The sequence below is a fragment of the Vibrio sinensis genome (assembly GCF_003605645.1).
GTDB classification, from domain to species: domain Bacteria; phylum Pseudomonadota; class Gammaproteobacteria; order Enterobacterales; family Vibrionaceae; genus Vibrio; species Vibrio sinensis.
Genome location: NZ_QVMU01000010.1, coordinates 99,980 through 114,489 on the forward strand (window position 1 = coordinate 99,980; position 14,510 = coordinate 114,489).

The window sequence follows — 14,510 nt, forward strand, 5'->3', positions numbered from 1 at the left end:
AGAATTTATATCATTGCTATAGCATGGTATTGCAACGCAAAAAATGCGGAGTAAGAGATGAAATTCGTTGATGAAGCGGTAGTTAAAGTCCAAGCCGGTGATGGCGGCAACGGCGTAGTGAGTTTCTGGCGTGAGAAATTTATTACTAAAGGTGGTCCTGATGGCGGTGATGGCGGCGATGGCGGCGACATTTACCTTCAGGCTGATGAAAACCTAAATACACTGATTGATTATCGTTTTCAGCGCTTCTACGAAGCGGAGCGTGGTGAAAACGGTCGCGGTGGTAACTGTACTGGTAAGCGTGGTAAAGACAAGGTTATGCGCGTTCCTGTGGGAACTCGTGCTGTCGATATTCACACTAATGAAATTGTTGCTGAAGTTGCAGAACACGGCAAGAAAATGATGGTGGCCAAAGGTGGCTGGCATGGTTTAGGTAACACGCGTTTTAAATCGTCTGTTAACCGTGCACCACGTCAAAAGACACCAGGTACAAAAGGCGAAATTCGCGAATTGCGTTTAGAGCTTTTGTTGTTGGCTGATGTCGGCATGCTTGGTTTACCAAATGCTGGTAAATCAACATTCATTCGTGCAGTTTCTGCAGCGAAGCCAAAAGTCGCTGACTACCCATTTACTACTTTAATCCCAAGCTTGGGTGTAGTGAGTGTAGTCCCAGGAAAAAGCTTTGTTGTTGCTGATATTCCAGGGCTTATCGAAGGCGCAGCTGATGGTGCTGGTCTAGGTATTCGCTTCTTGAAGCACCTTGAGCGTTGTCGTGTACTTATTCACATGATCGACATTATGCCAGTTGATCAATCTGATCCTGTACAAAATGCATTAACGATCATTGATGAGCTTGAACAATACAGCGAGAAGTTAGCAAACAAACCGCGTTGGTTGGTCTTCAACAAAGTAGACCTGATGCCAGAAGAAGATGCGGATGCTGTTATTCAAGACATCTTAGACGCACTTGGCTGGGAAGAGCAATTCTTCAAGATTTCAGCAATTAATCGACAAGGTACTAAAGAACTTTGTTTCCAACTTGCTGAGTTTATGGAACAGCTTCCTCGTGAAGAAGAAGTCGTCGCAGAAGAAGACAAAGTTAACTTTATGTGGGACGATTACCACAAAGATGCGATGTCTGGTAAAACTGTTATCACTGAAGATGGTGATGATGACTGGGACGACTGGGATGATGAAGATGACGACGAAGATGACGGTCACGTTGTTTACGTTCGTGAGTAATCCTCAGAGATAAAAGTTTATGAAGCCGCAATTTCGATTGCGGCTTTTTTTGTGTCTAAATCATATTTTGCTGCGGTAAATTGCGGCACAATATGATGATCAATCAGTCAATTAGTTATACCAACCCAAATAAGTCTCAGGTTAGTTTCTCTGATTAAAATCACTGACTATTTACTTATCTGAATTGGTATTAGATATGGGTTAAAAGGAATTAGGAAGTATCTATGACACTCGAATATGTCCCTCCAGAATCGGAACTTGTTTTAAAACAACGCTCGATATCTAGGTTGGTCGCTCATGCTGGACAGATGTTATTAGCGCATGGAGCAGAAAGCACATTGGTATGCGATATTATGCGACGTATTGGTATTGCATGTGGTGTTTCAGAAGTTGAAGTCGCCCTGTCAGCTAATGCCCTCGTGATCACAACAGTTATGGATGATCATTGCATTACAACGACGCGAAGTTGCGCTGACCGTGGGCTGAATATGCGGACTATCACTCAGATCCAACGTATCTGTATCATGATGGAGCGAGGCTTGCTCGATCATGTCATGGCACAAAAAAAGCTAAATGCTATTAGTCCTGAGCGCTATAACCGTTGGCTAGTCGTATTTATGATTGGTCTTTCCTGTGCGGCATTCAGCCATCTAGCCGGTGGTGATTGGTCTGTCTTTGGGATGACCTTTATCGCTTCAGCAGTTGGAATGATAGTGAGGCAAGAAATTGGCCATCGGCATTTTAATCCGCTATTGAACTTTGCGATGACCGCGTTTGTGACGACATTAATTTCGGCTCAGGCTGTGATTTTTGAGATTGGCAACTTGCCAACAGTGGTGATGGCATCGTCCGTATTAATGTTAGTTCCCGGTTTTCCATTGATTAACTCGGTGGCAGATATGTTGAAAGGGCATATCAATATGGGTATTGCTCGTTTCATGATGGCGAGCTTATTGACGCTGGCGACCTGTCTTGGGATTGTCGCGGCTATGCAGGTGACGGGTATTTGGGGGTGGATGAGCTAATGGATAGCATCGATCTTTTATTCGGATTACTCAATGATATGCTTTTTGCTGCGATCCCAGCTGTGGGTTTCGCGCTGGTTTTTAATGTGCCACAACGCGCATTGATCTATTGTGCTCTCGGAGGATCCATTGGTCATGGGAGCCGTTATTTGATGCTGCATTTTGGTATTCCAATTGAATGGGCCTCTTTTTTTGCAGCGACGATCGTTGGATTGATCGGCGTTCATTGGTCACATAAACTATTGGCACACCCTAAAGTATTTACCGTCGCTGCATTGATTCCGATGGTGCCCGGTGTCTTCGCATTTAAAGCTATGATTGCCATGGTAGAGATTAATCATCTCGGTTACTCACCAGAACTCATTGCCACCTGCATGGAGAACTTCCTTAAAGCAATGTTTATTATTGCAGGATTGGCGGTTGGATTAGCAGTCCCGGGGCTGTTATTCTATCGCCGTAGACCGATTGTTTAACGTGTAGATGAATAAAGGAAATCTATGATCATCAGTATGATTGCCGCAATGGCAACGAATCGAATCATTGGCAAAGATAACCAAATGCCTTGGCATCTTCCTGCTGACTTTGCATGGTTTAAACGTTGCACGATGGGAAAACCTGTTGTGATGGGGCGTAAAACTTATGAATCTATTGGTCGGCCTCTTCCTGGACGTTTAAACATCGTCATCAGTCGTGATGCTTCATTATTGATTGATGGTGTTGTTACAGTCACCTCTATCGATAAAGCGTTACTCGAAGTCGGAGATGCAGATGAGGTGATGATCATTGGCGGCGGCGCGATTTACGCCGCTTGTCTTCCAATCGCAAATAAACTCTATGTGACGCATATTGAAGCGAATATTGATGGTGATACTCAATTTCCTGCTTGGAGTGATGATTTCAAAGAAACCTACTCAGAGTTTTATCAAGCTGATGATAAAAATCAATACGACATGCGATTCACGATTTTAGAAAAATAAATGCTGAATCGAAAAAAGCACTGCAATTGCAGTGCTTTTTCGTTTTAATCTCGAGGTAAATATCTACGCTTTTAAAGCGGATTGAGTGAAGACTTGTTTATCTTCCCAACGAAGCATGGTTAAGTGCCCACCCCAGACGCAGCCAGTATCTAAGCCGATAATTTCATTTCCAATGTGCCCCTGTAAAGCAGCCCAGTGACCAAATAAAATCGGCTTTTCAAATTGGACTCTATTCGCCAACTTGAACCATGGAACGAGATCGTGTTCAGACACTTCTTCCGGTGGCAGTTTGCACTCCATATCGAGTCTGCCATCAAGAAAGCAAAATCGCATACGGGTGTAGGCATTAATGATATAGCGAAGTCGATCGATCCCTAAAAGATCATTGCTCCAGTAGTCCGGAGTGTTGCTGTACATATTTTCTAATAGCCAAGGAAATTGATCACTTTGCAGCACTAGCTCAACTTCTTTGGCGCACGCTCTTGCTGTGAGTAGATCCCACTGAGGAGAAATACCAGCATGGCACATAACGAACTCTTGATGTTCAGCAAGAAGAGGTTGGGAGCGGAGCCACTGTAGTAGTTCGTCACGATCTATCGCTTCGAAAATCGGGGCGGTTTTATCTTTACCTTTAATACTTTTAAAGCCAAGACCAACCGCTAACAAGTGGAGATCATGGTTACCTAAAACAACCTGAACACAGTCACCTAATGACTTTAGATAACGCAGTGTTTCCAATGATTTTGGTCCGCGAGCAACGAGATCTCCAGCAATCCAAAGTTGATCATTTTCTGGGGAAAATGAGACACGCTCAAGTAATTGTAGAAGCTCATCTAAGCAGCCTTGAATATCACCAACAATGTAAGTAGACACGGTTTCTCTCTATAAAATAAAGGTCAGTTTAAGATGTTTGGTATCGCTAAACGAAAAGGAGCGATTTCTGCCGTGAATTCTTTCCCTTGTTCATCAAGAAGTGTGTAATGCCCCTGCATGACTCCAACGGGAGTTTCAATCGCAGTACCACTGCTATAGGTATACTCTTCGTGACTAGGAATAAGAGGTTGTTGACCAACAACACCATCACCTTCTATGGTGAGTTGTTTGCCATTTGCATCTGTGATGATCCAGTTACGACTCATTAACTGTACTGATTGAGTACTGAGATTTTTGACTGTCACGAGATAAGCAAACACATAGCGGTTTGCATTTGGTTGGGATTGATCGGGGATGTACTTACTGTGGACCTGAACTTTGATACAAGGCTTCGAATCCATGTAAACTCCTGTGTAAAGTCAGAGGGGGTATTCAATGATAATAGGTTTGCAATCCAAGAAACTGCAAACCTATTGTTGAAAGAGTTACTTGTGGTTAGCGTCTAGCCAGTTAGCCATAGCAACAAATTGCTGCAAGGTTAAGTTTTCAGGACGCAGCGTTGGATTAATACCAAGCTCGATTAAAGTCTCTTCATTCATCAGTGCTTTAAAACAGTTTCTTACTGTTTTACGACGCTGGTTGAAGCCTTCACGACACACGCGCTCTAACCATTTAATGTCAGTTGCAGGGTACGGTAGTTCTTCATAAGGCATTAGGCGTACAACCGCAGAGTCCACTTTTGGTGGCGGAATAAATGCAGTTGGTGGGACTTCAAGTACCGGTACGACTTTACAAAAGTACTGTGCCATAACGGTTAGACGACCATATGCTTTGCTGCCTGGGCCTGCCGCTAGACGATTAACCACTTCTTTTTGTAGCATAAAGTGCATGTCTTGGATGTCTTTATGGAACTCAAATAAGTGGAACATTAGTGGCGTTGAAATGTTATACGGTAGATTACCGAAGATTCGCAACTTGTTGTTTGGTTTTACAAGTTGAGAAAAATCGAAACGCATAGCATCACCCTCATGAATAGTCAGTTTGTCTGCTAATTCAGGGTGGTTGCGTAAACGCTCTGCAAGATCTCGGTCAAGTTCAATAACGGTAAACTTATCAACTTCGCGGCCTACAGGCTCAGTGATCGCACCCAAACCCGGGCCAATCTCAACGAGGTTTTGTCCTGGTCTTGGGTTAATTGCAGAGACGATTCCATCAATAATATAGGGATCATGTAAGAAGTTTTGGCCAAAACGCTTACGCGCTTTGTGTCCTAAGTGGACATCATTTCTCATAATATTCTCAAAGTTAAATAGCCCAACCATCAAAGTTAAAGTAGAAGCGCTCATCTCCAAAAAGAGAGATTACTTTCGCAATACCTTAACTTACTGGGTGGTATTAGTTTTCTTGTCGACAAGCTCAATCGCGTGAGCAAGCGCCGTTTTAAAGCTCCCTGTATCCGCACTGCCTGTTCCTGCCAGATCGAGCGCGGTGCCGTGATCAACGGAAGTCCTAATAAACGGTAGACCTAAGGTAATATTAACCGAACGTCCAAAACCTTTATATTTCAATACAGGAAGTACCTGATCGTGGTACATCCCTAAAACGGCATCAGCTTGCTGGAGATACTTCTCGTTAAAAATCGTATCGGCGGGTAATGGGCCGATAAGATTGATGCCTTTTTCTTGGCGGATCTTATTTAGAGTCGGGGTTATCGTTTCGATTTCCTCTCTACCTAAGCAGCCATCTTCACCTGCATGAGGGTTTAATCCACAAACATAGATAACCGGTTCTGGAATAGCAAATTTTTCAACCAGATCGGCATGTAATATGTCGATGATACTCTCTAAGCGTTCTGCTGTGACGGCTTTAGATACATACGCCAATGGAATATGTGTCGTGGCCAAGGCAACTCTTAAGCCAGTCGTTGCAAGCATCATGACAACTAAAGGGGTATTTGATTTTTCCGCAAAAAACTCAGTGTGGCCGCTAAAAGCGACACCTGCGCGGTTAATTACCCCTTTGTGTACAGGGCCGGTGACAATAGCATCAAATTCACCATTCATACAGCCTAAAGCGGCTCTTTCTAGTGTTTTTAATACATAATGACCATTCGTTTCATCAAGTACGCCAGCAACCACTGGACTCGTTGTTGCAATATGATCAACGACCAAAGAACCTGCTTGTTGAGAGCGAGGCGCAGCGTTTGGTTCATAATCAATCAATTGAACGCTAATGCCCAATTGTTGTGCCCGTTGTTCAAGCATCATTTTATCAGCACAGATAACCAGTTGATGGCTCCAATCTTCTTTAGATAGAGCAAGTACGAGATCTGGGCCAATTCCCGCTGGTTCCCCAGCGGTAATGACGATTTTCTTAATTGGCATCATCATTGTCCTTAATGACTTCAACGAAAGCTGCCGCTCTAATTTCTTGTAGCCAAGCACTGGTTTCTTCATTGAATTTACGGTTGAAGATAATTCGGTATGCTTTGTTTTTCAGCGCTGCATCGGTTCTATCCACTTCGCGGCGATCAAGAACTTCAACAATGTGCCAACCATGTACGGTTTTGAATGGCTCACTGATTTTACCGACAGGTAATGTATCGATTTGATGTTTAAATTCAGGAACGTAAAGATCAGATGTTTGGAAACCTAGCTCACCATTTTGAGCAGCAGAGCCTGGATCTTGGCTGTATTTTTGAGCCAATTCGCCAAAGGTTGCTTCACCAGCATTGATTTCACGAGTGATTTCTTGAAGCTCTTTCTTTACACCGTCATCACTTAAAATGACGGTCGGCTTAATCAGGATATGGCGAGCATTCACTTCAGTTACAGCAACGGTTTCTAGGCCTTTTACGTCTTCAATTTTCAGAATATGGAAACCAACACCACTGCGGAATGGCCCAATGATGCTGCCTTTATTTTGTAGACCAATTTGGTCCGCAAAAATAGTTGGCATTTCTTCTTTTTGCATCCAGCCCCAATCACCACCTTGCAGTGCTTTAGGTCCTTTTGAGTAGGTATAGGCTAAAGCACTGAAGTCTTCACCATCTTTTAAGCGTTTAACCAGTTCATTAGCTTGCGCCTCAACTTTACTTTTATCTTCGCCATCATCTAAACGCAGCTGAATATGACCAATGTGGTATTGAACTGTAGCACCACTTTCTTGTGCCAAAATGTTCGCTAAGTTATCAACTTCTGATGGAAGTATATTGATACGTCGACGAACCAAAGCATTGCGAGCCTCACTAACGGCAATCTCTTTACGAATTTGCTCGCGGAATTCAGGGTAGCTTAATCCTTGAGCAGATAATGCTGAGATCAACTGTTCAACAGTTTGGTTGTTATTCTTAGCAATCTCTTCGATTGCTGCATTAAGACGAGCATCATCAATACGAACGCCAATACGTTGAGCTTCTTGCTGTTGAATTGCATCTAAGATGAGCTTTTCTGTGACTTGATCTTTCAATATCTTGTCATCAGGTAACGCTTGGCCGTTTTTTTGCGCATTTGCTTTTAGCGTTTTCATTGCGGTATTAATGTCGCTTTGTAACACAACACCTTCATTAACAATAACTGCTACATTATCCATTGCTACTGGCGCGGCTTGCGCAGCACTAAAATGACATGCTGCAATAAGAGCGAGTAATGTTTGTTTCCACAGTTTCATTTGTAGTCCTATTGACATCAGTGCCAGCTAATTCCTTAGCTGGCCAGTAATTAGTTATTTAAGAAAAATGGTCGGCCGTAGCCTAAAGAGTTACCAGCATCGTCTAGGCCACTCATACCTGAGCCTGCACCAATTGATGTGCCAAAACCAACGATACCAAAGTTCACCGTAAAGTTGTTTTCGTATTCAGGATTTGGTGGTGTTTCTAGCAAGCCATTTCCTTTCAGTTGGTTACTGAATGTAAAACCAATATACCAACAATCAGAGGTGTAATTGATGCGAGCTAGCCATTCCAATGCTTCATCGGTCGTTAGATCATAGAAGTATTGCGCTCCGCCATCCCAATTACGGTTGAAGCGATAACCTGCCAGTATACCGGCCTGTGAAATACCATCTTTGGTAATTGAATCGGTATTAAAGTCTACCGTGTCATCCAAGTATTCTTTCGACACATAACGATAGTTACCTTGAACATAACCGCCGTTAAATCTGTATTCCAAGGTGCTGTTACCTAGCTGCATTTCCTTAGAGTCGATATCGTATTGAACTCCACCGTGATAGAAAAGATAGTCATTAAAGTTGAAATCCATTTCTACCGCCCAAGCGGAATAGTTCGATTGATCTGACTGAAGTGAGCCAGTATTGACATTACTCAGTTCATTATTTTTTAGATCTTTGTTGAGGTAGAAAATCTGCCCGAAGGAAATATTGAGTCGCTCTTTGAAGTCATCATCAAAGAAACGAGTCGATGCCCCATAGCTAAATTGATTTGCCGCCGCGATTTTATCTACACCACTGTATTTTCTGCTACGAAATAGACCATAGTAGTCAGTTTGTAATAGTGTCGTGTCGTAGTCGCCAATCATGTCTTGGTTTTCACTTGGCACATACACATACTGAAGTTGTGGTTCAAGGGTTTGTGTGTAATTGTCAAAAATTGTGGTGTCACGTTCGAGAACTAGCCCGGCATGGCTGCGAAATTCAGGAATAACACGCGTAACACTTTCCTCTAATTTACTGTCCGTAACACCCGATAAATCTTGTTGGTAGTAGGTACCCAGTAAACGTGCCTCTGTCGTCCACGTTCCCCACGTGGTGCCAATCGGTACGGTAAAGCCAGGTTCTACGTGTAAACGTGTTGCTGATGGTTTACCCGGTGCATCAGTATCAAAGTGTGAGATATGGCTGACGACATCAAAGTTAAGATAGCGCATCACTTCTGGCGCATAGTAGTTAAACGATACTTGCGGTAGTAAGCGATATGGTAAGTTGTTAGTGGCCGTTAATACTTGGAAGTCTCGCACTAATAGCGAGGTATCCCAGTTTTCAGAACGATAGGTTGCGCGCCCCTCTTGTAGTAACTGTCCATCTTCTTGATTACCAATACCAGAGTCCATATCGTTGAAATAACGAATATCACTCACTTTTGAGTAATCAATATCAAACTTCCACACTTGATTGAAAATACCACTGTGCGTGTATTGGAAACCCCAGCGGTCACCAAGTTCTGGATTCTTTTTATCGTCAGGCAGGTATTCCGACTTAATTTGACCGTGACCAAAATCGCTTAAATAACGGAATGTACTATCAAGTTGAGTTCCCCGTTTTTCCATATAGCGGAATGTGGTTTCAAGATCATAGTTAGGAGCGATGTTCCAATAGATAGGCACATCCAGCTCAAAACCATCGCTCGAACCATAAGATACGGTTGGGTATAGGAAACCTGTTTTACGCGTATCACCAATAGGTACCGTCAAAAATGGCAAATAGAAAATAGGCACATTTAGGACTTCAAAACGTGGGTTATAGAAGGTGGCTTCATCATCGTTTTGGTCAATGTCGATACTAGAGGCTCTCATACGCCATGCATTATCGCCCACTGGACATGAGGTGATCGTACCGTCTTCAACTTCATAGACTGCTTTGCCCGTTTTAGAAATATAAACAGCTTCGCCTCTACCAGGTTCACAAAGGAACTGGTATTTGGTATTTTCTAGCGTGACTTCATCGGTGTTTAAGTTATTTGTTGCTTTGTCAGAAATGGTTTTCAATTCACCATCACTGAACGTAACATTACCCTCGGCAACTGCGATGTTTTCTTTTTCGTGCAGAGTTACCTTATCCGCAATCATGCGTTTTTTGCCTTGCGTAACGACGACATTACCTTTGTAATTCGCTTTGTCGCCATTGACGGCTTCTAGGCTGTCGGCTTCGATATTAATAGGCTCTTGATTTGGATTCTCTGATTCAGGTTCATTGATCAAGCATTGGTCGATAGGTGGCAACTTAGGCTCACTATCGTGGGTCATTGTTTCTTGAGCTAGAGTCTGAGGCGCAAAGAACACAGCACTAATGGAAACGGCTAACAAGGTACGGGGGAAACGTAACATCGAGTTTTACTATCCTGTTGAACTTGATATATCCGGTGAATAGACAACCGAATGTAAAATAAAACGGACTTTATCATAAAGGAAATTAAAGCGTCCGGCACTATCAGACCGCTTTACGATGAAAAAATTCAGAGATTGAGAGCACATAATGCGTATTTTTGGCAAAATCCTAGGCACATTTTTCGGTTACCTGTTCGGTGGGCCCTTTGGTGCTGTATTTGGTCTATTTCTTGGCCACCAGTTTGATAGAGCTCGTCGATTGAGTCGGGCTGGCTTTAGAACGAGTGCTTTTGGCTCGGGTCCGAACCCACGTGAACGACAAGCTGAATTTTTTAAAGCAGCGTTTTCGGTAATGGGACACCTGGCAAAAGTGAATGGTCAGGTCACAAAAGAAGAGATTTTGCTGGCTAGCGATATGATGGATCGCATGGGCCTGCATGGTGAGCAGCGTGCCGCTGCACAAGACGCATTCCGTGTAGGTAAAGAAGCAGATTTTCCTTTAGATGAAGTGCTTGAACGAGTGCGTATTTCTGCTGGTGATCGTTTTGATTTACTGCAGTTTTTCTTGGAACTGCAAATTTCAGGGGCTTTCGCCGATGGTAGTTTGCACTCGAGCGAACGAGAAATGCTGCACCGTATTGCAACTAGACTTGGTTTCTCTATCCAGCAATTAGAACAGCGTTTACGTATGCAAGAAGCGGCATTTCGTTTCCAACAGAGCGGTTTCAAACAGGGCGGTTACCAAGGCGATTGGCAACAAGCTTCTTCTGCTAGCCAGTTAAGCGATGCTTATAAAGTACTGGGTGTGGATGAAAACGCAGAAGCGAAAGAAGTCAAACGAGCGCACCGTAAATTGATGAATGAACACCATCCAGACAAATTGATGGCAAAAGGCTTACCACCTGAAATGATGAACGTGGCAAAAGAAAAATCACAAGAAATTCAAAATGCTTATGATTTAATTAAAAAATCCAAAGGATTTAAGTAACGTTTTAGAACGTAATATCATCATATCCCCATCGTCGCTTTTAGTTTTTTACGGCATAGGGGATAAAGAAAAGGCGAGCTCATGCTCGCCTTTGTACTTTCTTGTCGTAAATAAGATTACTTACGAACTGCAATCGCTTCGATTTCAATGCCAACATCTTTTGGTAGACGCGCAACTTCAACGCAAGAACGAGCAGGGTAGTTAGCGACTTCATGCTCATCAAAGAAGTTACCGTACACTTCGTTGACTGTACCGAAATCATTAAGGTCTTTTACGAATACCGTCATTTTCACAATGTCTTTTACGCTTAAGCCTGATGCTTCTACAACCGCTTTTACATTATCAAGAGATTGACGTGCTTGAACGGCAATATCAGCTGACACTTCACCCGTCACTGGGTTTACTGGGATTTGGCCAGATGTTAGTACCATGTTGCCTAAATCTACGCCTTGAACGTATGGGCCGATCGCTGCAGGAGCTGATTCTGTGTGAAGTACTGTAGTCATTTATATTTCCAATGGTTAAGCAAAATAAAGGAATTCAGTTTGCCTTTATCATTACTCAACTTCAACCTGATTGTGATGTGTTAATTGACCTTGAATAGAAAACACCCCGCAGAGCGAGGTGTTTTGAAAGCAATTGAGCATTAGGTTACCAATAACCTAAATGGTTTAACGCTCAGTTACGATCTCACGAGAAAAGACTTTTTCACAGTATTTACACTTCAAGCGAATATCTGAATTTTTTTCAAAAATACGGAAGCTACTTTCAACGGGTTCATTATGTGTGATGCAGTTGGTGTTTGGGCATTCAAAAACGTTATTGATACGTTCTGGAAGCTCAAGAGCCAACTTCTTAACCACTTGATAATTTTCTATTTGGTTAACCGTTGCATGAGGTGCGTAAAGCGCGAGTTTGCTTGCTTGCTCTTCATTGATAAACACGTTTTCTATTTTCAGTAGATCTTTGTGCCCTAATGCTGAAGAGGGCAAATTAAGACCAATAGTCACGCGCTGATTTGAATTGTGCATATTGAACAGCTTTAAGACCTTGATACCGATTTGAGCTGGGATATGGTCGATAACTGTGCCGTTCTTTATTGCTTCAACTTGTAGTTGTGTTTCTTTAGACATGATAGGTACTCCCTCGCTTACAACGTCTCATTAAGAACAAGTGCTAACAGTGCTTCACGAGCATAAACGCCATTACCGGCTTGCTGGAAGAAGTAAGCGTGTGGTGTGGCATCGACATCGGTTGTGATTTCATCAACACGAGGAAGAGGGTGCAGTACTTTCATATTCTCACGGGCATTTTCTAACATCGACGCCGTTAAAATGTAAGCAGATTTGATGTGGGCATATTCAGATTCATCAAAACGCTCTTTTTGAACGCGAGTCATGTAGAGAATGTCCAATTCAGGAATCACACTTTCCATATCGGTATGTAAGCTATAAGCAATGCCTGCTTCATCAAGCTCTTCACAGATATAGTCTGGCATTGCTAACGCTTCTGGAGCGACAAAGAAAAAGCGGATGTTGTTAAATTTAGCGAGTGCTTGAGTCAATGAGTGAACGGTGCGTCCGTATTTTAAATCACCGACAAAGGCTACATTGAGATTATCTAGGCGACCTTGGGTTTCTGCAATCGTGAATAGGTCAAGTAAGGTTTGCGTTGGATGTTGGTTGGCACCGTCACCGGCGTTAATAATTGGTACGCCATTAGAGAATTCAGAAGCGAGACGAGCAGCGCCTTCTTGAGGGTGGCGCATAACGAATGCATCGACATATGAAGAGATAACTTGCACAGAATCGGACAGTGTCTCCCCTTTGTTTGCGAGAGAAGTGTTACCACTGTTATCAAAACCAATAACATCGCCACCGATACGCTGGATTGCCGTTTCAAACGACAAACGAGTACGTGTAGACGGTTCAAAGAAGCAACTTGCAACAACCTTATTCTTAATCAAATTTGGGTTTGGCTCAGCCTTGAGTTGACCCGCTGTTTTGACAATCAATTCCAGCTCTTCACGAGACAGTTCTGGAATAGAGATGATGTGCTTCTTATAAAGCGTATTTACCATAATCGTCGTCCCTACCTGAGTGTATTTTAAGCAATAAAAAAGCCCCCCAAATTGGGAGGCTTTAAAAATTGGAAGAAATAGAAAAATAACCGGCCAATAAGCAACATAGCTTATTGGTTGTAACGTGCATCGTAGAATAACAATCCCGTGGCATTTTTTCTCTATCCCCAGACAAATTGCCGAGCATTATACGCGCTAGATCCCTCAGCGCAAGCGATTACACTGTGCGTTACGTCACATATGGGTGCTGATTACAAGCCAAGAGTCGCCACCATGACCGCCTTGATTGTGTGCATACGGTTTTCTGCTTCATCAAATACAATCGAGTATTCAGATTCAAAAACTTCTTCCGTGACTTCTAAACCTTTCATACCGTATTTCTCAGAGACTTCTTTACCAACAGTGGTTTCATCATTATGGAATGCGGGCAAGCAGTGCATGAATTTCACATGGGGATTTGCCGTTAGTTTGATCACATTCATGTTGATTTGATAGGGGGTCATTAATGCGACGCGTTCATCCCAAGCTTCAGCGGCTTCTCCCATTGAAACCCAGACATCGGTATAGAGAAAATCACAGCCCTTAACGCCCTCTTCAACATTTTCAGTCAGTGTGATTTTTGCACCAGTTGATTGCGCGATTTGATTGCATTGTTCAACCAACTCTTGTTCTGGCCAAAATTGTTTTGGCGCAACTAAACGAATATCCATTCCCATTTTAGCAGCTCCCACCATCAGTGAATTACCCATATTGTTACGGGCATCCCCTAAATAAGCGAAAGTGATTTCGTGCAGTTGTTTTCCACGGCCATGCTCAAGCATGGTGAGAAAATCAGCGAGAATTTGGGTGGGATGAAATTCATCGGTTAATCCATTCCACACAGGAACACCAGCATGAGCCCCTAACTCTTCGACAATGGCTTGTCCAAAACCTCGGTATTCAATACCGTCATACATCCCACCTAAAACACGAGCGGTGTCTTTCATCGACTCTTTGTGACCAATTTGAGAGCCTGATGGGCCGAGATAAGAAACTTGAGCGCCTTGGTCGAACGCTGCGACTTCAAAAGCGCAACGAGTTCGTGTGGATGCTTTTTCAAAGATCAAAGCAATGTTTTTCCCTTTTAGGGATTGTTGCTCAGTGCCAGCGTATTTTGCTTTTTTTAGATCAGCAGAAAGATCGAGCAAAAATTGAATCTCTTTCGGGGTGAAATCCAATAGCTTGAGGAAATTGCGGTTACGTAAGTTAAAAGCCATTATTCAGTCC

Annotated in this window: 15 protein-coding genes; 5 read left to right on the plus strand and 10 right to left on the minus strand. The window is 43.0% G+C overall.

From position 1 onward, the window contains the following. The first annotated feature begins 57 nt into the window (after positions 1 to 57). The 4 genes from cgtA to folA all read left to right on the plus strand — a co-directional run bounded on the left by cgtA (position 58) and on the right by folA (position 3,244). A complete protein-coding gene (cgtA, locus tag DZ860_RS12475) occupies positions 58 to 1,242 on the plus strand; it encodes an Obg family GTPase CgtA (RefSeq protein WP_120031734.1) in 1,185 nt (394 codons plus the stop codon). Between the two features lie 224 nt (positions 1,243 to 1,466). Further along, entirely contained in the window at positions 1,467 to 2,267 is an 801-nt protein-coding gene (locus tag DZ860_RS12480) for a threonine/serine exporter family protein (protein ID WP_120031736.1), read from the plus strand. Further along, positions 2,267 to 2,740, plus strand: a complete 474-nt coding sequence (locus DZ860_RS12485; protein WP_165862896.1) for a threonine/serine exporter family protein — start codon at positions 2,267 to 2,269, stop codon at positions 2,738 to 2,740. Before DZ860_RS12480 ends, DZ860_RS12485 begins: the two co-directional genes overlap by 1 nt. A gap of 24 nt (positions 2,741 to 2,764) precedes the next feature. Beyond that, complete coding sequence (folA, locus tag DZ860_RS12490) at positions 2,765 to 3,244, plus strand: type 3 dihydrofolate reductase (RefSeq protein ID WP_120031740.1); 480 nt, start codon at positions 2,765 to 2,767, stop codon at positions 3,242 to 3,244. 63 nt (positions 3,245 to 3,307) lie between these two features. Here the strand turns inward: folA and apaH are convergent, their stop codons facing one another. The 6 genes from apaH to lptD form a co-directional block, all read right to left on the minus strand. Beyond that, entirely contained in the window at positions 3,308 to 4,117 is an 810-nt protein-coding gene (gene apaH, locus DZ860_RS12495) for a bis(5'-nucleosyl)-tetraphosphatase (symmetrical) ApaH (protein WP_120031741.1), read from the minus strand. A 23-nt stretch (positions 4,118 to 4,140) separates the two neighbouring features. Next, complete coding sequence (gene apaG, locus DZ860_RS12500) at positions 4,141 to 4,518, minus strand: Co2+/Mg2+ efflux facilitator ApaG/CorD (protein ID WP_120031743.1); 378 nt, start codon at positions 4,516 to 4,518, stop codon at positions 4,141 to 4,143. An 84-nt stretch (positions 4,519 to 4,602) separates the two neighbouring features. After that, positions 4,603 to 5,409: a 16S rRNA (adenine(1518)-N(6)/adenine(1519)-N(6))-dimethyltransferase RsmA gene (gene rsmA / locus DZ860_RS12505; protein ID WP_120031813.1), complete on the minus strand. Its 807-nt coding sequence runs from the start codon at positions 5,407 to 5,409 to the stop codon at positions 4,603 to 4,605. Between the two features lie 90 nt (positions 5,410 to 5,499). After that, entirely contained in the window at positions 5,500 to 6,501 is a 1,002-nt protein-coding gene (gene pdxA, locus DZ860_RS12510) for a 4-hydroxythreonine-4-phosphate dehydrogenase PdxA (protein WP_120031745.1), read from the minus strand. Beyond that, a complete protein-coding gene (gene surA / locus DZ860_RS12515) occupies positions 6,491 to 7,786 on the minus strand; it encodes a peptidylprolyl isomerase SurA (protein ID WP_120031747.1) in 1,296 nt (431 codons plus the stop codon). The genes pdxA and surA overlap by 11 nt, the downstream gene beginning before the upstream one ends. A gap of 50 nt (positions 7,787 to 7,836) precedes the next feature. Then, positions 7,837 to 10,176 carry an LPS assembly protein LptD gene (lptD, locus tag DZ860_RS12520; protein ID WP_120031749.1) on the minus strand — a complete coding sequence of 780 codons (2,340 nt, stop codon included), beginning with the start codon at positions 10,174 to 10,176 and terminating at the stop codon, positions 7,837 to 7,839. A gap of 148 nt (positions 10,177 to 10,324) precedes the next feature. Here lptD and djlA point away from each other — a divergent pair, with 148 nt between their 5' ends. Further along, positions 10,325 to 11,164 (plus strand): co-chaperone DjlA, encoded by an 840-nt coding sequence (gene djlA, locus DZ860_RS12525; protein ID WP_120031751.1) that lies wholly within the window; start codon positions 10,325 to 10,327, stop codon positions 11,162 to 11,164. Positions 11,165 to 11,280: 116 nt separating this feature from the next. Here djlA and DZ860_RS12530 read toward each other — a convergent pair whose 3' ends face one another. The 4 genes from DZ860_RS12530 to argF form a co-directional block, all read right to left on the minus strand. Beyond that, positions 11,281 to 11,670 (minus strand): RidA family protein, encoded by a 390-nt coding sequence (locus DZ860_RS12530; protein ID WP_120031753.1) that lies wholly within the window; start codon positions 11,668 to 11,670, stop codon positions 11,281 to 11,283. 165 nt (positions 11,671 to 11,835) lie between these two features. Beyond that, positions 11,836 to 12,297, minus strand: a complete 462-nt coding sequence (gene pyrI / locus DZ860_RS12535; RefSeq protein WP_120031755.1) for an aspartate carbamoyltransferase regulatory subunit — start codon at positions 12,295 to 12,297, stop codon at positions 11,836 to 11,838. Between the two features lie 17 nt (positions 12,298 to 12,314). Further along, positions 12,315 to 13,244, minus strand: coding sequence for an aspartate carbamoyltransferase (gene pyrB, locus DZ860_RS12540; protein ID WP_120031757.1), 930 nt, complete (start codon positions 13,242 to 13,244; stop codon positions 12,315 to 12,317). Between the two features lie 251 nt (positions 13,245 to 13,495). Then, a complete protein-coding gene (gene argF / locus DZ860_RS12545) occupies positions 13,496 to 14,500 on the minus strand; it encodes an ornithine carbamoyltransferase (protein ID WP_120031759.1) in 1,005 nt (334 codons plus the stop codon). Positions 14,501 to 14,510: the final 10 nt, after the last annotated feature.